The sequence below is a fragment of the Bradyrhizobium commune genome (assembly GCF_015624505.1).
Classification (GTDB): Bacteria; Pseudomonadota; Alphaproteobacteria; order Rhizobiales; family Xanthobacteraceae; genus Bradyrhizobium; species Bradyrhizobium commune.
Window position 1 is genome coordinate 5,495,416 of sequence record NZ_CP061379.1, and the last position, 20,009, is coordinate 5,515,424.

Sequence of the window (20,009 nt, forward strand, 5' to 3'; positions counted from 1 at the left end):
CCGTAAATTCCTGGCCAACACCCTGCGCAACGAGCGATCCCCATGTCCGATCTCGCCCTCAACGATGCACAGCTGACCTCCGAAGCCACCGCCAGGCCCGACCTGCACCGCAAGCCGCATGTGAGCATGGTGGCGGTGTTCCTGCTCTTCCTCGTCAGCGGGATCGGCTACGCCGCCTACGGCATCTTCACCGACACGCACAGCGTCGGCGAGCCGCTGGCGCTCACAGCAATGCTCCTTCTCGGCGTCGCCCTCATGATCGCGCTCGGCTTCGAGTTCGTGAACGGCTTTCACGACACCGCGAACGCGGTCGCGACCGTCATCTACACGCACAGCCTGCCGCCACTGACCGCGGTGATCTGGTCGGGCCTGTTCAACTTCCTCGGCGTGCTCGTATCCACCGGCGCGGTCGCCTACAGCGTCATCACGCTGCTGCCGGTCGACCTGATCCTGCAAGTCGGCAGCACCGCCGGCTACGCCATGATCTTCGCCTTGCTGATTGCCGCCATCATCTGGAATCTGGCGACTTGGTCGATGGGCATTCCCAACAGCTCGTCGCACTGCCTGATCGGTTCGATCATGGGCGTCGGCATCGCCAACCAGTTGATGGCACCCGCGGGCCAGGCCACGTCGGGTGTCGACTGGTCGCAGGCAATCAGCGTCGGCAAGGCGCTGCTGTTCAGCCCGGCGGTCGGCTTCGTCCTCTCCGCCCTGCTGTTGCTCCTGTTGAAAGTCGTGGTTCCCGTGCGGAAGCTGTACGAGGAGCCGAAGGGCGCGACGCCGTGGTGGATCCGCGGCATCCTGATCCTTACTTGCACCGGCGTGTCCTTTGCGCATGGCGGCAATGACGGCCAGAAGGGCATGGGCCTGATCATGCTGATCCTGATCGGCGTGGCGCCGACCGCTTATGCGCTGAACCGGACCATGCCGGAATCGAGCACGCCGGCCTTCGTCGACGTCACCGGCAAGGCCAAGTCGGTGTTCGCAGCTCAGGCGCAAGGTGCGCAGGCGGGCAACGCCGACGACGCGCGAGGCCTGATCGGCGATGCGCTCAAGACGCGGAATCTGAACCGCCCGGAGGTGTTCGCTGCGCTGGCTGTGCTTTCGGACGACATCGCGAACGGGGTGAAGAACTATGGCTCGATCAGCCGCATTCCGGCCGCGGCGACGGCGAACATGCGCAACGACATGTATATGGTGTCCGACGCGGTCCGCCTGTTGCCGGAAGCCGGCGCCAATCTCAACGCGGGCGACGGCGCGATCCTGAAGCAGTATCGCGCCGACCTCGAGCATGGCACGCGCTTCATTCCCAACTGGGTCAAGGTCTCGGTCGCGATCGCGCTTGGGCTGGGCACCATGGTCGGCTGGCGGCGGATCGTCGTGACGGTCGGCGAGCGCATCGGCAAGCAGCATCTCACCTATGCGCAAGGTGCCTCTGCCGAGATCGTGGCCGCCGGAACGATTTTGGGGGCCGAGTTCTACGGCATGCCGGTGTCCACCACGCACATCCTGTCGAGTGGTGTTGCCGGCACCATGGCAGCCAACGGCTCGGGGCTGCAAACGGCCACGATCAGGAACATCGTGCTGGCGTGGATCCTGACACTGCCGGCCGCGATGCTGATCGCAGGCTGCCTGTATCTGCTGTTCCGCATTGTGGTCTGAGCCGCGCGGGTCCAGTTCTTACCCGCACGAAGGCCACATCCGGAATAAGGGGGCTGCTACTGTCGCCATTGGCACCCGCCCTCCAATCATGTAACCCCACCCAAAAGCTTTTCGGGACGGGACGCTATGGGGACCGCTGCCACTGACGACGCGGGAGACGGCAGCCGCGCATTGATCTTTGCGCTGGTGGCGCTTGCCTGCGGGCACATGCTCTCGACATTGCTGCGCACGATTCCGGCCCTCAGCCTCGATTTGATGGCGGCGGATTTCCGCATCGAGCCGCAGGCGCTGGCAAGCCTCACCTCGGTCTATCATTTTGCTTTCGCCGCGTCGCAGATCCCGGTTGGCGCCGCGATGGACCGGTTTGGCGTGCGGCCGGTGTCGCTCGGCCTGCTGGCGGGAACCATCGTCGGCGCGATCGCGTCGGGGTTCGCGACCGGGCCTGAGAGTTTTGCATTCGGGCAATTGCTGCTGGGGATCGCGACGTCGGGCATGCTGATGTGCCCGATGACGCTGGCAGCCAAGCAATTGTCGGCGGCGCGCTTCGGCCTGTGGTCGGGCGCGATCCTGTCGATCGGCAACATAGGGATGCTGCTGTCGTCGAGCCCGCTCGCCTTCGTGGTCGATCATTATGGCTGGCGCGCCGGGTTCTGGATCGCTGCTCTCGGCGGCGTCGCGGTGGCGCTGGCGGTACTCGCGCTGGTGCCGAACCAGAAGGCCGAGCACCAGGACGCCTCCTCGCCGCTGGCGCAGATGATCGAGGTGCTCAGGCTCGGCCTGTCGCGGCCGCTGCGCGGGCTGATCGCGCTGGCGCTGGTGTCGCTTGCGACCTCGCTGGTGCTGCGCGGGCTGTGGGGCGGGCCGTGGCTGATGCAGGTGAAGGGCCTGTCGCGGGTCGAGGCCGGCAACCAGCTCGGCGCCTATACGCTGGCGATGATCGCGGGTCCGCTGCTGCTGGGCATGATCGACCGCAAGGTCGGCCGCCGCCGCGAGCTCGTGGCCGGCGCCCACGCGACCGCGGCGCTGCTGGTCGCGCTGATGGCGCTCGGCGCGCCGCATTTTCCCGTTGCATGGCTGTTCGGCGTATCCGTCATGCCGCCGCAATACGACCTGGTTCTGTTCGTGCTGATTGGCCTTTCGACCTCCGCGCAGCCGCTGCTGTTCGGGATGTGCCGGCAGCTGGTCGACGCGCAAACCGCCGGCAAGGCGCTGGCCGCGGTGAACCTCGCCTTCTTCCTCGGCACGGCGCTGATGCAGTCGATCACCGGCGCGGTGGCGGCATTTGCGGGACTGCCGGCGGTGCTGCTGTTCATGGCGGCGGCGCTGCTCGCGGGGGTGACGATCTTTTTGACTTACACGTCATCGCGTTCGTAGGATGGGTAGAGCGACAGCGAAACCCATCGTTCTTGCCGGAAGGTGATGGGTTTCGCGAAGAGCTCTACCCATCCTACGCGTCAAGGAATGACCTCCATGCCAGTCGACCACCAAGCCGCCACCGACCGCCTCATGCGCTTCCTCTCCGTGGAAGGCATCACCGGACAGGAGGCGGCGATCGGGCGCGAGCTCACGGCCGCGCTGAAGGAGGGCGGCGTGCCGGCCAAGGCGATCCGGCTCGACGATGCCAACACCCGCATTCCGGTGCCGACCGAGACCGGCAATTTGATCGTCGACCTGCCCGGCCGCGGCGCGCTGCATAACCAGCCGCGGATCATGTTCATGACCCACATGGACACCGTGCCGCTCTGCGCCGGCGCCAAGCCGAAGAAATCCGGCCGCAAAATCGTCAACTCCGCCAAGACCGCGCTCGGCGGCGACAATCGCTGCGGCTGCGGCGTGCTGGTGACCTTGGCGGCCGAGCTCGAAAAGCAGAAGCTCGATCATCCGCCGATCACGCTGCTGTTCTGCGTGCGCGAGGAGAGCGGGCTCTATGGCGCGCGCCACGTCAAGCTCGACGAGCTCGGCAAGCCGGTGATGGCCTTCAACTATGACGGCGGCTCGGCGTCCAACGTCGTGATCGGCGCGGTCGGCGCGGACCGCTGGACCGTCGAGATCTTTGGCCGCGCCTCGCATGCGGGCGGCGCGCCCGAGCGCGGCATCTCCTCGACCATGATCATGGCGCTGGCGCTGGCGGACGTGAAGGCCGGCGGCTGGTTCGGCAAGGTGGTGAAGGGCAAGGGCGCGAGCGCGCGGATGGGCACCAGCAATGTCGGGCCCGTCACCGGCGGCGAAGGCCGGCCCGCCGGCGATGCCACCAACGTCGTCACCGATTACGTGCATGTGCGCGGCGAGAGCCGCAGCCACGACGGAAAGTTCTTCAAGGAGATCACGAAAGCCTACAAGACCGCGTTCGAGAGGGCGGCCAAGAAGGTGACGAACACGCTGGGCAAGTCCGGCAAGGTCAAGTTCAAGGCGGAGACCGATTACTATCCGTTCCGCATGAAGGACAACCTCCCCGTCGTCAAACGCGCGATCGAGGCGGTGTCCGCGGTCGGCGGCACGCCGAACGTCCGCGCCGCCAATGGCGGGCTCGACGCCAACTGGATGGTGCGCCACGGCGTTCCGACCGTGACCTTCGGCGCCGGCCAGAACGAGGCGCACACCATCGACGAGTGGATCAATCTCGACGAATATGATCGCGCCTGCGCGCTGGCCGTGCAGCTTGCGACGATGCGGTGAGCCGTTGAGACGCACTCGTAGGGTGGGTTGGCCGAAGGCGTAACCTACCTCTTGACTTTCCACGCAGACAGAGACGCGGTGGGTTACGCTTCGCTAACCCACCCTACGATCCACCGGCAACCGATGCGAGAGACCCGCGCCTTGACCCCCGAGCTGCATCAAAAACTCACCGAATGGCGCCGGCATCTGCACGCCCACCCCGAGCTCTCCTTGCAGGAGAAAGCCACCGCCGCCTTCGTGCAGGAAAAACTCACCGAGCTCGGCATTCCCTTCGAGGCCGGCATCGGCGGCCACGGCATCGTCGCGACGCTCACACGAGGCTCGGCGCAAAGCCGTGTCGGCCTGCGCGCCGACATGGACGCGCTGCCGATCACCGAGGATACCGGCCTTGCCTACGCCTCGACCAATCCCGGCGTGATGCACGCCTGCGGCCATGACGGGCACACCGCCTCGCTGCTCGGCGCCGCCGCGCTGCTGGTGGCCGACTCGAGCTGGAGCGGCTCGGTCGACTTCATCTTCCAGCCGGCCGAGGAAGGTTATGGCGGCTCGCGCGCGATGGTCGCGGCCGGGCTGTTCGAGCGCTTTCCGATGGATCGGGTGTTCGGCTTCCACAACTGGCCGGGGCTTGCGGCCGGCACCATCGCGGTGCATGACGGCGTGGTGATGGCCTCGGGCGGACGCGTCACCATCACCATCGAGGGCCACGCAGGCCACGCCGGCATGCCGCATCTGACGCGCGATCCGGTGATGGCGGCGGGCCACCTCATCGTCGCGATGCAATCGATCGTCTCGCGCAGCGTCGATCCGCTCGACGCCGCCGTGCTCTCGCTCTGCACCATCGAGGGCGGCACCGCGCCCAATCAGATCGCCGGCAAGGTCGTGATCCGCGGCACGCTGCGGCATCACCGCAATGCCGTGAAGGACATCATCGTCGGGCGGATCGGCGAGATCTGCGCCGGCATTGCCACGAGCTTCGATGTCAAGGTCACGCCCGACATCGTCATGGGCGTCGGCGTGGTGATCAACACGCCGGAGGAAGCAGGCTTCGCGCGCATGGCGGCCGACAAGGCGCGGGCGCAGCTCACGCGCGATCTCGCGCCGAGCATGGCCGGCGAGGATTTCGCCTTCTACCTCCAGCAGCGGCCGGGCGCCTTCGTGTGGATCGGCAACGGCGAATTGCGCGCCGGCGCCGAGCTGCACGGCCCGCGCTACGATTTCAACGACGCGATCCTTCCGGTCGCCTCGACCTGGATGGCCGAAGTCGCCAAGACAGCGCTGTCGGCGAACTAGCGTGGGAGCGACGGGCCGGTCGCGCGGCCCGTCACCTTCCACCATGATCAGCAGCCGCGGCAGATGATCAGCTTGCGATCAATCTCTGCGTCAAGCCGTCGCAACTCGGCATCGCCGGGCGCGGCTTGCACAGGCTCGGACATGTCGCTCGGCCGCGGCTGGCGGTGACCAATCGGCGCCTGCCGGAACAGGTCGGCGTACCTTGTCGGAGCGGGCGAGGCGATGGTCGTGTGCGTCCCGGCCGGCGTGCTTCCTCCCGCCCTGAGGTTTGATGCTGAACCCAACAAGAAACTCGCTGCGAGAACGCTCACGCCAAATCTGAATGCCATCATCTCTCTCCTGTCGCGGTGACATTTCGCGCATGCGAATGCGCGCCTGCGATGGATAGGAGATGCCGGCTACCCGACCATGTCGTCCGCACCGATATCGCGTTACCGCTGAAATCGCGGCGCGCTAGGACGCACCGGCGGCTCGCTTCAACCGGCCGCTCCGCGCCGAGGTCACGAGGCTCCGCGCCAGCACGCCGGCGAGTTCCGCCGAGACCAGCGGGTGATGAACGAGCGCGGTGATGCCGGATGTCTTGAGCGACGGCATCGCCAGGTCGCGCGTCGAGGGCGTCGCCAGAATGATCCGCAGCGCCGGCGCGGCATCATGCAACGCCGCCGCGAGATCGAGCGAGGAGCCACCGGGCAGATGACACACCAGCGCCACGTCGAAACGGGTCTGGGCGGCCCGGCAGGCGGCAATCGCCTCCGCCAGCTTGGTGAAGCCAACCGGCTCGTAACCCAGTGCCGCGAGGATTTCCTCGTAGCGCAACAGGCGGCGGCCATCGGTCTCGAGCACGAGCACGGTTTCGCCGGCGCCGCGGAACGCCGGTTCGGAGCCGGGTTGAACCACCTGTAGCTCGTCCGGCTCGCCGGACGGCAACCAGACGTCGAAGCGCGTGCCGGCGTCCGGCTCGCTCTGCACGCCGACGGCACCGCCATGCTGCTCGACGATCTCGCGAACCGTTGCGAGCCCGAGTCCGTTGCCGTCCGGCCGGGTCGTGAAGAACGGCTCAAAGATCCGCTCCAGCGTCGCCTCGTCCATGCCGGGCCCGGGATCGGCGACCGAAATGACGGTGAAGCGGCCAGGACCGACTTCGTTGCGCCCGATCAGCATGGCATGCGGAAGATCGCGCACTTTGATGCGAAGCTCGATGCGACCGGGCTCCTGCATCGCCTGCGCCGCGTTGTTGCACAGATTGAGGATCACCTGCTGCAACTGGCCCGGCTCGCCCATCACGACTGCGGTCTCGATCGGCTCGTTCACCACGACCTTGACGTGCGAGGGTAGCGAGGCAGCCAGCAGCGATCTGGTTTCGTCGACCAGGATCTTGACGCACACGCGTTCCCGCCTGCCCTCGCCGCGGCGTCCGAAGCCGAGAATTTGCTCGACCAGCTCGCGCGCCCGCTCGCCGGCACGGCGAATCTCGGCAAGGCTCGCGGCCGACCCGCTTCCCGACGCGACCCCAGCGTCGGCCATTTCGGCGTAGCCGAGAATGGCGCCGACGATATTGTTGAAGTTGTGGGCGATGCCGCTGGCAAAGGTTCCGATGGTCTCCATGCGACGGGCGTGCTGCAGGCTCGCCTGGAGGCGCTCCTTCTCGCCTTCCAGCCGGGCGCGCCGGATCGCGTTGCCGATGGCGTCGAAGGCCATGCGAAACAGCGAGACCTCCGACCAATAGGTGAGCGCGCCGCCCTGCACGGCATCGAAGCCGAGAATGCCGTCGCGGTTTCCACGGGCCGCCATGATGCACAGCCAGCCACTCACGCCGGCATCGGCCAGGAGGTTCATCGTGTCGTAGGGATGGGCAGGCTTCACGCTGGGGATATAGACGATGCCCTCCTCGCCGCCGTCAAATCGCGGCGCGAGGCTGAGCACCCGCTCCGGCCAGCCCTGCTCGAATTCGACGCCCTCGCGGGACCACCGATAGGCATGCATCGTCGAGCCGGACACGCAGGCAAAATAGGCCCGGTCCGCGCCGATGCAATCCGCAAGCTGATGCAGCGCCGTCTCGACATCGGCGGCGATCCTCTCGCTGCCCGAATTGATGAAGCGCATCGAGATGTTGGCGATCAGATGTTCGAATGCGGCGCGACGGCGCAGCGTCATCGCCCGTTTGCGCAACAGCATGCCGAAATAGATGATGCCGGTGAGCAGCAGCAGCGAGGTGATGTATTGCAGCAGGCGCGTCTTGCGCGCCGAAGACCGCGCGGCCAGCTGGCGCTTCATGATCACCCCCAGCACGGCATCCTGCTCGCGATTGTTGGATTCGGCGACCAGCGTCTTCAGGATGGTGTCGATATCCGGCAGCAGGTCATGCAGCATCTGTCCGTGGGTCAGGAGCGCGCGGACCGAGTCCGCTTCCGCCGGCGGCGCCGGCAGCTGCGCGAGTTCCTCCAACCGGTCCTGGACCTGGCGCGCCGTGACCACGGACGTATCGAGGGTCAGCCGCAGCATCGCTGCCGCCAAAGCGGAGGAAGCCGTCACCAGCGGCCGGGTCTCCGATGTGGCCAGCTTGTCGCTGAACATCGCGAAATAGGCGAAGGAGTTCTGGAGCAACGCGTTCCTGCTCTTGAACCGCTCGATCATATCCTCCTGCCGGCTGGCGCGCGCCGACAGCACGTCGATCGCCCTGGTTTGCTCGGCGTCGAGGCCCGCGGTGTCGCGCAGCCGCGCCAGGGCATCGTCATAGGCATTCACCATCTGCACCAGCCCGTCATAGTTGCGCGACAGGCCGCTACGCGCGGTGAGCACTTCCCTGGTCATACCGCGCTCGTAGCGGGTGAAATCATCGAGCGCCCGCAGCTGGCTGTCATAGCGCGCCGAATTGACGTTCAGCCCGTTCAGCAACAGCCAGGTGAGAAGGGCGAGCACGAACGCGAAGCCGGCCACGGCGGGGGCAGATCTCATGGCGAGCCTCCGACGGGCGCGCCGCGATAGGTTCCGGTCAGGCTGCCGAGAAAGGCGACCAGCGCGCTCGCCTGCTGGTCCGTCAGCGTCGCGTTCAACTGCGCCACCGCCATCTTGCGAACCGCGTCATCGAGCGTCGGCGCGCTGCCGTCATGGAAATACGGCGGCGTCGTCGCGACGTTGCGCAGGCTCGGCACGCGCAGGATTTTCGGCTCGGGCGAGGCGAGCGGATGGAATATGCCGTGGCGCTCGTACAGATTGCCGCCGACATTGACGCCCTGATGGCAGGCCGAGCACCCCAGCGATTTGAACAGGCGGTATCCGTCCAGCTCGTCGGCCGACAGTGCCGAATCGTCGCCCGCCAGCCAGCGATCGAACTTGCTGCCCGGCGTGACCAGCGTGCGCTGGAAGCTTGCAAGCGCGTCGATGACATCGGCGCCCTCCGGCCGGCGGCCATAGGCCGCGAAGAAGCGATCACGCATGTCGGCATCGGCATCGAGCTTTGCGGCAATCTCTGCCGCGCTGCTCCCCATGGTGTTCGGGCTTTCCAGCGATGACTTGATATCGGCCTCGACGGTGCGGAATTTTCCTTCCCAGCCGTAGCGAAAGCTCAGCGTCGAATTGAAGACGGTGAGCGTGTTGAGCGGAAGCTCCGCGCCGTTGAGGCTCACATCGTGCCGCTTCTGGCTCGCGCCGTTGGTCGCGACATCGTGGCAATCCTGGCAGGTGCGCGAATCGTCGTGCGACAGCCGGCGATCGCCGAACAGTTTCTCGCCGAGCGCGACCTTCAACGGATCGATGGCGGGAGCTGCGAGAATTGGCGTCACTGGCTCACCACGGTCCGATGCAGTCGGCGGCGGCGACTGCGACGGCGCGGGAGTGACCTCCAGGCAGCACAACAGCACCGCGCAAATGGCGATCACGCCGCCCCGATAGCCGGCACCTAATCCGGCTCCGCGAAATCTGATCAACCGTTGCACAATCAGGGATATGGGGTGGAAGCGAACAGCAACTGCATCTGTTCAAGGGCTTTTGATCGCAGAGTGGTGATTCCGTGAACGCGGCCAGATGCGGCGACTGAGGCCGCCCGAGACGATCGAGCGGCACGCCGCATGACATAGACCCAGTCCGGCGAAGGCGAGATAGACCGCGTCAGCAATCACGACCGGATCTCACCACCCGCTCGATGTCCGCCCGGCCACAAATGCCGAGATCCCGCAAGGTCCGGTCGTCGAGTTCCATCAAAGTGTCAACCGCCCTTTTGATTTCGTGCTCCCGGCGCCATTGCGATGGCAGAGCCACCAGTGTCTCACCGACCGACCGCAGCCAATTCCAACGCCGTTGCGCGTTGGCCGGCGAGATGCGATCGAGCTCAATGACATTGCCGCTGCGTCCGGCCGCATCGCTCGCACTGACCTGCATTCGCTCCGGCGGCTCACAACCATCCGGCAGCCGTTGCCAGTCCTTCCTGGCCGCCAACATCGTGTGAACCGGCACCGCCGCAGTCGGATGCAACGCCGCGCCGTACAGGGCAAACCCCTCCATGAAGAAGGTGAAGACCGCCCACCAGAATGTCGCGACCTCTTCGGTCGGCTCCGCCGGGCGGGACTCGATCTCGTCAAAGCGCCGCCTCGCGGTGTCGTCAGGATCGAGACGGACAATGCCCCGACGATCGGACCATCCGACCCAGCCCAGCCCATCAAGCTCCGTGTCATCCGGCCGAACGGGACGGACCGCACTGTAAGAACGCGTGCTCATCGTAGATCTCCCACATGTCGTTCGTGGGAGGCAATGTGCCGGCCTGCCGTTACGCCGAGGTCACGGCCCAGGGGCAAAGAGGTTACAATTGCAATCCAGCGGTTGTGCTTAGAACGGTTCTACAGGGATCGCGAAGACATAGCCGACGCCGCGCTCGGTCTGAATGACACGCGGTGCGCTTGGATCGGCCTCCAGCTTGCGCCGCAGCCGCAACACCTGGACGTCGATGCTGCGATCGAAAATGTCCTCATGGATGCGGGTCGCCTGAAGCAGATGCTCGCGGGTCAGGGGCCGCTGCGGCGCCTCGAGAAAGGCCAGCAACAGCGCATACTCTCCCTTGCTGAGCGCGACCTGCGTTTCGCCGGGATCGATCAGCTTGCGGCCGCGGCGCTCCAGCTTCCAGCCGCTGAAGCGATAGCCGCCGCGTTCGGGATCGCGGGCGCGCGCGGCACGGCCCATCTCCTGCCGCCGCAACACCGCGCGAACGCGTGCCAGCAACTCTCTCAGCGAAAACGGCTTGATGATGTAGTCGTCAGCGCCGAGCTCGAGCCCGACGATACGATCGATCTCGTCGGGTCGATGGCCGGTCGTGATGATGACGGGCACATCCGAATGCGACCGGATCTCGCGCAACAGGTCCAGACCGTCGTCCTGACCAAGACGAAGATCCAGAATGATCAGGCTGGGCTGGCTGGCTTCGAGGTGGTGATTCAATTCAGATCTGTTGGAGGCTGCCCTGGTCGGGACATCGTGCTCCTCCAGATATCTGATCACCATCTGTCGTAAGGTAGGATCGTCATCGACAACAACGATGTGGCCAACATCTGCAAGCATACGTCTCTCTCAAAATCGGCCCCCGCCTAATTGAGTCGCTTTAACATCCGCAATCATTCAAAATAATATAGGCGACGACCAGAACGTCGCCATGCGACGGCAGCGTTCATGACGCCTCGATGACGCTGTAACGCGGTAATTCTGCGGCCAATTCCGCTGACTATCGCAGACGTGAAGAATTGTGATCCTAGCGCCTGCTACTTTTGGGCGATGTCCCGTGCGCCGCCTGCGCGACTGTTCGGCAGTAACGACAGGACTGTTCGGCGATGGCGACGGGCCGCGCGAGCGGCCCGCACCAGATCATTCGCCGGGATACATCAGGAACGCGGCAGGCCTGCGAGGTACTGGTACATCGCAGACAGCTCGTCGTCATCCATCCGCCCGATCGGCCGCCACGGCATCTGCTCGTCGAGCCGATGTCCGTTCGGATCGACGCCCGTGCGCATGGTGGCGACGAACTGCGCCAGGCTCCACTCCTTGACGATTCCGAGATCGGGCCCAAGCGGAGGCAATTGTCCGGGCACGCCACCGCCGAGATCCTTGCCGTGACACTCGCGGCAATCCTGATAGGACAGCAGGTACTTGCCATAGCGCGCCGTCGGCGCCTTCGGCGGAGCAATGATCACACCGGTGAAGACCGGCTTGGCGTCCGGCAACATCCCGGCGCCGAGCATGGCGAGGCCCAGCAGCGTGAAACGATCCGGAGGATCCGGGGTCCGTTCGCCGCTCTCGGGCAGGCTGCGGATATAGGCAATCACGGCCTTGGTGTCGTCGTCACTGAGCCGGTTGGCATTGGTGAAGGACATGATCGCCAGCCAGCGCCCTCGCGCGTCGATGCCGTTGCGAATCGCGCGAAAGATCTCGCCGTCGGACCAGTGCTTCAGGTCTCCGGCGGCGGTCAGATTCGCGGGCACGAACGAGCCGATCGGAATCGGGAGATCCTTGCCGACATCGCCGCCACCCGACAGCACGCCAGTCTTCGAGTGGCATCCGGCGCAGAAACCATCTGCGACTGCCCTGCCACGGGCAATTCGTTCCGCTGTCGCCTCGACCTTGAGATCCGGGACCGGCGCGGAACGCATATGCTGCCTGACGATGCCGGTTGCCGTCAACGCGCTGACGCCGGACAACGCGACGGCCAGAATCGCCGCCAGCATCACGCCGCCCCACCTCACCAGAGAATTCCTGGCCCGCAAGGCGCGGACCCCCAACCAGATGAAAAGCGCGATGACAACGACCATCGCGATCAGGGCGACAATATTCTGCATGTGGTCCTCAACGAATTCTGCGCGGTCAGGCCCGCGCGATATCTCGGTCGTCAATAATCAGGACCGGCCCACGCCGCTCAATGCCTGCGGCACGCCAACCGGCGATCTGCCCGATTACGCGCGCGGCATTACCGCCCCGTTTCATGGCCGGCCGCTCGCGTTACGATTGTAATCCTCGTGCGGCGACATCATCGCGCCACGATGCGTTGCCGCCGTAACCATTTGCCGGCCATCGGAAGCCTTGGTGTAACGGCGATCCCCTCAACTGCCTCTGCTCACGCGAGCGGCCGCCCTGCAGCGACCGTGCATCGATCATCAAGAGGTCAGCTTCCATGAAGATTCTTATCGCTTCGACGCCTGCGACGGGTCATCTCAATCCGCTCCTGGCGATCACGAAGATCCTGCTCGCCGAAAACCACGAGATTGCCTTCCTCACGGGTAGCGCTTTCCGCGACCGCGTCGAAGCGAGCGGCGCCAGGTTCTTTTCCCTCTCCGGAGACGCGGACTTCGATCCAAGCAACGTCTTCTCGCGTGCTCCCGAGCTCAAGACCACCCCGCCGGGATTCGATTGGCTGCGCATCGCCTGCGAGCGCCTGTTCGTCGAGGCCATTCCCGCCCAGCACGACGGGCTGCTGCAAGTGCTGCGGCAATTCCCCGCCGACGTCATCGTCGGCGACGACATGCTGTTCGGCGTGCTGCCGATGCTGCTCGGCCCGCGCTCGCAGCGGCCGCCCATCGTTCTCTGCGGGACGTCTTTCCTGCACTGGACGCGCGAAGACGGCGCGCCGAATTTCCTCGGCCTGCCGCCGGCGACGAGCAACGAGCAACGCGATCAATATGCGGTCATCGGGAGGGAGTACGATGCGGCGGTCGATCAGCCGGTTCTATTGCGCCTGAACAGGGCCCTGAAGAGCCTTGGCGTCGGGCCGATATCAATGCCGATGTTTCATTCCGTGGTCGCTCTCGCCGACGCCTATCTGCAATTGTCGGTGCCGAGCTTCGAATTTCCGCGCGAGATCCCGCCAGGCGTGCATTTCGTCGGCACGCCTCCGATCATTGCCAAGCAGGTCCCGCCGCCGTCATGGGGCAAGGACCTCGACGGTTCGCGCAAGGTCGTTCTGGTGACGCAGGGAACGGTGGCCAACCACAATTTCGATCTGCTGGTCGCCCCGACGCTGGCGGCACTTGCCGACGAGCCCGACATCCTGGTGGTCGCGACCGCCGGCGGCCGCCCGGTCGACGCCATCCCGGGCAAGGTGCCGTCGAACGCACGAGTCGCCAGCTATCTGCCGTTCGAATGGCTGCTGCCGAAAGTCGACGTGCTCGTCACCAATGGCGGCTATGGCAGCGTCAACCAGGCGATGAGCTTCGGCATCCCGCTGGTCACAGCGGGAACAACCGAAGACAAGGCCGACGTCAACGCGCGCGTCGCGTGGTCCGGTGTCGGCATCAACCTCGCGACCAACGAGCCGACGCAGGAGGCCTTGCGCAAAGCGGTGCGGACGGTGCTCGACCGTCCCAGCTACAAACTGCGCGCATCGCAGATCGCGGACGAGTTCGCCGAGATCGACACACGGTCGGAAATTCTCCGGGTCATCGGCGAGCTCGTGACCGACGAGACAGGCGTGTCACGCCTCCGCGCGGCCGCGGCGAGCCAGGGGCGTCGCGCCGGCCGGCGCGGCTGATCCAGCTACGAGCGAACGATGGAGGCGCGGGTGCAATCGCGCCTCCATCGGCTTCATTCATCGAACAATGTCGGATCTCGTCCATGCGCATCGAGCCTGAAACCTTTGCCTTCACGCTGCTGCTCGGCTTTCTCGCGGCCGTGCCCTATTCCGGCATCGACATCAATCTGCCGGCACTGGCGGCCACCGGTGCCGCGCTTGGCGTGACCGCCTCGGATGTCGGGCTGACCATGAGCGCGTTCATGCTGAGCCTCGCCACTGCGCCGCTGATGTACGGACCGGTCTCCGATCGTGTCGGCCGCAAGCCGGTTCTGGCATTCGGCCTCGCGCTGTTCGTTGCCGCCAGCCTCGGCTGTGCGGGTTCCACCTCGCTGCCGGCTCTCCTGCTGTGCCGCTTCCTTCAGGGCGTCGGTGCCGCCGCAACCTCGACGACCTTTGCCATCATCCGCGATCTCTTCGGCGGCAACGCCGCACGCGGCAAGATTGCCAATGTCATGGTCGCGGTGAACGTCGCAACCGTGATCGCGCCGACGGCGGGTGCTGCGCTACTGGCGGCCGCCGGCTGGCAATCGATCTATGCGACCCAGGCCGGAATCGGTCTGGCGCTGCTGGTGGTGGTGATGTGCCGGTTCAATGAGACTGCGACGATCGCTCCATCCGGGCGGCTGATGCCGTCTACCGTGATCGACAGCTATCACAGGGTGCTGATGCATCCGGTCGCGCTGCCCTTCATCCTCGTCGGCGCCGCGGGCGGCGCGACGGTGTTTGCCTATGTCACCGGCGCCTCGCTGTACTTCATCGGCGCCGTCGGACTGCCGCCTGAGCAATACGGCCTGATCTTCAGCGCCTGCTCGGCGGCGGTGATGATTGGCGCCTTTCTCGACGGCCAGCTCGGCCGGCGCGGACTCTCATCGGCACGTATGCTTGCAACGGGCCTGACGCTGTCGACGACAGCCAGCGTCGCCCTGCTCGCCATGACGCTGGCCGGCTGGATGCCCACGGCAGTCGTCGTCGCGCTGCTGATGGCGGTGGCGCTCGGCTTCGGGCTCAGCGTGCCGAACGTGATGAGCGCGACGATGCAGCGCCTGCCGGAGATCGCCGGCGCCGTGAGCGCCGCGGCCGGCAGCATTCAATTGACCGCGGGCGCGATATCGAGCGCGCTGGTCTCGGTCCGCTTCGACGGGCGGACCGCACTCTCGATGACCTCGGTCATGGCGGCCTCGTCGCTGCTCGCGCTGGGCCTTTATCTGCTGGTCGCGCGTCCCGCCGAACGTCGTCTTCAATCGCTGACGATCGATGCCAACGCTGCGATCCAAAGCCCCGCGAAACTCCTGAGTTCGCGGGATCGCGCGTCCCTTGCGCTCCGCGATCACGCCTCGTCCAGCAGTTCGAACATTTCCTCGACGCGGTCGAACGGGGCATCCCGCATCGGGCTGTGATAGACGACGCGATCGCCGTCGCGTTGCAGCGAGCGTCCTTTGGATTTCCGTAACCGTCCCGGCAGGAACGTCGCGGCCACCGCGCCTGACCCGACATCGAGGCGGATGATGCCTCTGCGCTTGCAATCCAGTCTCAGTCGCGCTGCCGCAAAGACGTCGCGGGCCGCCGGCGGCAATGGTCCGAAGCGGCGGGAGGTTTCCTCCTCGAGATCGTCAAGCTCGTCCTCGCTGGCACACCGCGCGGCGCGGGCATAGAGCTCGAGCCGCACCGGCTCGGATTGCACGTAACTTTCGGGGAGCATGTCCGCGACCGGAAGATTGAGGTCGGGCACCCACACCGCGGCCCTGCCGTGATCGACCTTCTCCGAAGCCATTTTCAGGAGGCGGCTGTAGAGCACGGGTCCGAACACCTGGACATGGCCGGATTGCTGTTCCGAGAACAGATCGCCGGCGCCTCTGAGATCGAGGTCGCGCTCGCTGATGGCAAAGCCCGCGCCCGGCCGGCTGAATTCTTCCAGCACAGCGAGCCGCTTCTCGGACTGCTCGGAAGCCGTCTCGGTCAAGAGATACGCGAAGGCGCGGATGCCGCCACGGCCGACGCGGCCGCGCAGCTGATGAAGCTGGGCGAGGCCGAACTTTTCGGGCCAGCACACCACGATCGTATTCGCGCGCGGGATATCGAGGCCGCTCTCCACGATATTGGTCGCGAGTAGAACGTCGGCCTCGCCCTCGACGAAGCTCATCATGCGGTCGTCGATCTCGTCGGCCGGCAACCGGCCGTGGAGAGAGACGATGCGCAGATCGGGCGCCAGCGCCTGAACGCGCGCCAGCATGGGATCCAGATCCTGGATGCGCGGGCAGATCAGAAAGCTCTGGCCGTGCCGCCGCTGCTCCCGCAGCAGCGCCGACGCGATGGCGGCGTCCGACAGGGGCGCGATCTTCGTTGCGACCGGAAGCCGATATGCCGGCGGCGTCGCGATGACGCTCAGATCCCTGAAGCCGGCAAGACCGGCGGCGAGCGTACGCGGGATCGGCGTCGCGCTCATCCACAGCGTATGGACGCCTTTGGCGAGGCCCGAAAGCTTCGCCTTCTCCGCCGCGCCAAAATGCTGCTCCTCGTCGATGATGACGAGACCGAGATCGCTAAACTTCACGTCCTTCGAGGTAAGCGCCTGCGTGCCGATCGCGACCTTGATTCGGCCGCTGCGTAAGCTCTCTTTCGTTTCCCGCATCTCTGCGCCCGAGACGGCTTGCGACAGGATACCCACCTCGATGTCGAACGGGGCGAAGCGCCGGCGGAACGTGGCGACATGCTGCCGCGCCAGCACGGTCGTCGGCACCGCGATCGCCACCTGCTTTCCCGACAGCACCACGGCTGCGGCCGCACGCAGCGCCACCTCGGTCTTGCCGAAGCCGACGTCGCCGCAGATCACCCGGTCCATCGGGTGACCGGAGGCGAGATCATCCAGTACATCCCGGATCGCCTTGGCCTGATCGGCCGTCGTGAAGTAAGGAAAGCGCGCGACGAATTTCTCATAGGCCGATCCCGGCGGGACCAGCTTTTCCGCACGCCGCCGCCGGCGCTGGCTGATGTGTTTGGCGAGCACCTTGCCGGCGATCTGGATCTCCCGCTCGGCTTCGGTGCGGCGGGCCCACCATGTGCTGCCGTCCGCCTTGTCGAGCGATAGCTTGCCGCGCTCTTCCGCATAAGGCCACATCAGCGCCAGATCAGGCGGCGGCACCAGAACCGCATTGTCTCCCGCGAAGGAGAGCCTGACCATCTCCCGCAACGCGCCGCCGCCCGTGTTCACGGTCTGCAAGCCATCGAGCACGGCAAGGCCGCGCTGGAGATGCACGACCACCGTGCCCTGTTCCGGCACGTCGGCATGATCGAAGGCCGTGCTCCAGCTTCGCGCCAACGGCTGCGGATGATGCGCCCTGCTGCCGAGCACGTCGGACGCCGTCACGAGCACAAGCGGCTTTTTCCCGGGCACCACGAAGCCTGAGTCGAGATCGGCGAGCAGCGCCGCGTCGCGGCCGCTCCCGCTCGTCACCTCATTCCAGTCCGCAAGACGCTCCGCCTTGACGCCACTCATCCGCTCCATCGCACGCAGGTCCTCCTCCTGCGCTGCCACGAAGACCAGGCGTGAACCCGCGCGCTGCGCCTCATCGACATAGGCACGAAGCGCTTTCCTGGCGGATGTCAGCTTCGAAAATTCCGGCGTGGGCTGGAAGGGAGCTGCCTTCGGCAACACCTTCATGCCCCGGGTCGCCTGCTTCCAGTCGCGACGTCCGAGATATTCGCGCTCCCTGTCCGCGCGTCCCGCCACGTCCTCGATCGTGTTCAGCCAACCGTCGGCGTGCGCGGGAACGCCGGCATCCGCGATCCATTTGGCGCGTCCGCAATAATCGAACAGTGTCGTGCGCTTGGCCCGCGTCCCGGCGAAAGCGAGCCGCTCCGACATCGGATCGACCAGGAGCTCTTTGGTCTCGAAGATGATCTCGTGCTCCTTCGGATCGAATGCCACGATCCGATTGATGGCGCGCCCGGAATGCTCGATCCGGAACGGCCCCAATGCGCCTGCGGGAAATATCTCGAACGTCTGCCCATGAAACAGGACGCCGCCCGGATAATCCGGCTCCTCGTCCAGATCGTAACCGAGCGCTTCGAGACGGACGCGAAGATCTGCTTCCGAAAATTTGCCGCCGACCTTCAGATCCGTAGTCAGGCGCAACAGGCTCGCCGGTAGCGGCAGCCTCTCCATCACGGCTTCCGCTGTCGCGACCAGAAAGACCGGCTTTTTCGATTTCGCGAGACGCCTCAGCACCGCGGCTCTGCGGCCTGCGATTTCGCGCGATGGCTCCAATTGATCGAACGGCAAGGTGTTCAGACGCGGAAACACCAGAACCTCGCAGGACGGGTCGAGCGCATGGATGACGCTGCCGAGCCGCTCCGCCCTGCTCTCATTCTCGGCGAGAAACACCAGCCCGCTCCGGCCGGACTCCTTCCATTGCGCCAACAGATGCAACGCCATCATGCCAAGGGGCGACGACGACGAGATCGTGGCGCGTTGCGCCGCGTTGCTTCTCTTGGGCGGACTCCTGGTCGGCGGGCTCTTGACCGGTAAGCGCCTGGTCGGCGAGTTCTTGGCCAGACGCACTTTTTTGGAATGACGCACGTTAATCCGTTTCTGGTCGTCGGCTTCGTCAATTGCGGGCGATTCGGCAGTCCCCGGTCATGCATAGGGGATTTGCCGCTCGAACGCACGCATCCGGCCCCCGCGCCGTCGGACCAAACAGGGCGATGCGGGTTACCCCAGGCACCGCCGGGTGACAACCGGACACAACGGGGACGATGAACAGCCTCGGCGCCGTTCGATCACTCTCTCCAGAACTCCGTCAGCTCCTCGGCCGTCGCCAAGTCCACCTGACCGTGAAAGCGGGTGCGGTACATCGTCATCAACGCGTCGTGGCCGACGTCGGACGAACTGCATAACGCGTCTTCAACGATCACGACCCTGAAGCCGAGATCGACGGCGCTCAGGACCGTCGAGAGAACGCAGACATCTGTCTCGGCACCGGTGATCACCACGGTGCCGATACCTTTCTCGATCAGCAGGCTCGCTAGCGCCGAGTTGCTGAATGCGGAATAGGCGGGCTTGTCGATGATGCGGGCCGGAGGAGCGAACCTTGCCAGCGCCGGCACGAGTTCGAGAGCGGATGGCGGGAGCTGGCTGCGGGTCGCCTGGCGCCATCGTCGAAAGTAGCTCTGCCACTGCCCTGGGCGATCCCCGGGATCCTGCGGCGTGATGAAACGCGAAAACACGGTTCTGACCTGATAGCGCGAGACGATCGAGACGATCGTCGGCAACACCTTCTCCATCCACGGCGTTTCCCAGAGCCCCCCGGGCGCAAAAATATTCTGCATATCGATGCAAAGATGCACTGCATCCCGAATTGGGCTTGCGGGCGATTTTGCGTCCATCATCGGTCCGCTCGATCAGAGACCGAAGCTCTCGCGCCCCGTGTAGGTCACGGTTTCGATCTTGTTGCCATCGAGATCGCGCACAAAGGCCCCATAATAGTTGGCGTTGTAGTCGTCACGGATGCCCGGGCCTCCCTCATCGCTTCCGCCATTTGCCACAGCTGCGCTATGGAAGCGCCTCACGGTCTCGCGGTCGGGCGCTTGAAAGGCAATATGTACGCCATTTCCCGGGCTGGCAGGCTTGCCATTCACCGGCGTTTCGAGACTGAAGACGATGTCAGACGCGCCGTAGTGAACGGATCGCTCCGAAGCCTTCAGGACCCGAAAGCCGATCAACGTCATCAACGGATCATAGAAAGCGCGCGCGCGACGCACGTCGTTGGTTCCGACCGATACGTGATGGATCATCGGTTTATCCTTACCGGTGCAGGCGGGAGGAGGCTTGGCATCGGCCTCC

Annotated in this window: 14 protein-coding genes; 6 read left to right on the plus strand and 8 right to left on the minus strand. The window is 65.4% G+C overall.

Features of this window, described 5'->3' with window-relative positions:
- Positions 1-42 precede the first annotated feature (42 nt).
- From IC761_RS25830 to IC761_RS25845, 4 genes are all read left to right on the plus strand, one after another.
- Positions 43-1,662, plus strand: coding sequence for an inorganic phosphate transporter (locus IC761_RS25830; RefSeq protein ID WP_195799500.1), 1,620 nt, complete (start codon positions 43-45; stop codon positions 1,660-1,662).
- Positions 1,663-1,788: 126 nt separating this feature from the next.
- Positions 1,789-3,036: an MFS transporter gene (locus tag IC761_RS25835; RefSeq protein ID WP_195799501.1), complete on the plus strand. Its 1,248-nt coding sequence runs from the start codon at positions 1,789-1,791 to the stop codon at positions 3,034-3,036.
- Positions 3,037-3,132: 96 nt separating this feature from the next.
- Positions 3,133-4,338 (plus strand): M20/M25/M40 family metallo-hydrolase, encoded by a 1,206-nt coding sequence (locus IC761_RS25840; protein WP_195799502.1) that lies wholly within the window; start codon positions 3,133-3,135, stop codon positions 4,336-4,338.
- A gap of 141 nt (positions 4,339-4,479) precedes the next feature.
- Positions 4,480-5,628, plus strand: coding sequence for an amidohydrolase (locus IC761_RS25845; protein WP_195799503.1), 1,149 nt, complete (start codon positions 4,480-4,482; stop codon positions 5,626-5,628).
- A 453-nt stretch (positions 5,629-6,081) separates the two neighbouring features.
- Here IC761_RS25845 and IC761_RS25850 read toward each other — a convergent pair whose 3' ends face one another.
- From IC761_RS25850 to IC761_RS25870, 5 genes are all read right to left on the minus strand, one after another.
- Positions 6,082-8,583: a two-component system VirA-like sensor kinase gene (locus tag IC761_RS25850; protein WP_195799504.1), complete on the minus strand. Its 2,502-nt coding sequence runs from the start codon at positions 8,581-8,583 to the stop codon at positions 6,082-6,084.
- Complete coding sequence (locus IC761_RS25855; protein ID WP_246791316.1) at positions 8,580-9,410, minus strand: cytochrome-c peroxidase; 831 nt, start codon at positions 9,408-9,410, stop codon at positions 8,580-8,582. Before IC761_RS25855 ends, IC761_RS25850 begins: the two co-directional genes overlap by 4 nt.
- A gap of 325 nt (positions 9,411-9,735) precedes the next feature.
- Positions 9,736-10,341 carry a DUF1127 domain-containing protein gene (locus tag IC761_RS25860; protein WP_195799505.1) on the minus strand — a complete coding sequence of 202 codons (606 nt, stop codon included), beginning with the start codon at positions 10,339-10,341 and terminating at the stop codon, positions 9,736-9,738.
- 108 nt (positions 10,342-10,449) lie between these two features.
- The gene (locus IC761_RS25865; protein WP_195799506.1) at positions 10,450-11,175 is read right to left on the minus strand and encodes a response regulator; all 726 of its coding nucleotides are present in this window, start codon (positions 11,173-11,175) and stop codon (positions 10,450-10,452) included.
- 317 nt (positions 11,176-11,492) lie between these two features.
- Entirely contained in the window at positions 11,493-12,443 is a 951-nt protein-coding gene (locus tag IC761_RS25870; RefSeq protein ID WP_195799507.1) for a cytochrome c, read from the minus strand.
- Positions 12,444-12,775: 332 nt separating this feature from the next.
- Between IC761_RS25870 and IC761_RS25875 the strand changes: the two genes are divergently transcribed.
- Complete coding sequence (locus IC761_RS25875) at positions 12,776-14,128, plus strand: glycosyltransferase (RefSeq protein ID WP_195799508.1); 1,353 nt, start codon at positions 12,776-12,778, stop codon at positions 14,126-14,128.
- Between the two features lie 83 nt (positions 14,129-14,211).
- Positions 14,212-15,567, plus strand: a complete 1,356-nt coding sequence (locus IC761_RS25880) for a multidrug effflux MFS transporter (protein WP_195799509.1) — start codon at positions 14,212-14,214, stop codon at positions 15,565-15,567.
- Here the strand turns inward: IC761_RS25880 and IC761_RS25885 are convergent.
- The 3 genes from IC761_RS25885 to IC761_RS25895 form a co-directional block, all read right to left on the minus strand.
- The gene (locus tag IC761_RS25885) at positions 15,498-18,605 is read right to left on the minus strand and encodes a DEAD/DEAH box helicase (protein WP_195799510.1); all 3,108 of its coding nucleotides are present in this window, start codon (positions 18,603-18,605) and stop codon (positions 15,498-15,500) included. The genes IC761_RS25880 and IC761_RS25885 overlap by 70 nt on opposite strands.
- Before the next feature lie 341 nt (positions 18,606-18,946).
- Entirely contained in the window at positions 18,947-19,555 is a 609-nt protein-coding gene (locus tag IC761_RS25890; protein ID WP_195799511.1) for a cysteine hydrolase family protein, read from the minus strand.
- Between the two features lie 12 nt (positions 19,556-19,567).
- A complete protein-coding gene (locus IC761_RS25895; protein WP_195799512.1) occupies positions 19,568-19,960 on the minus strand; it encodes a VOC family protein in 393 nt (130 codons plus the stop codon).
- Between the last annotated feature and the right edge of the window lie 49 nt (positions 19,961-20,009).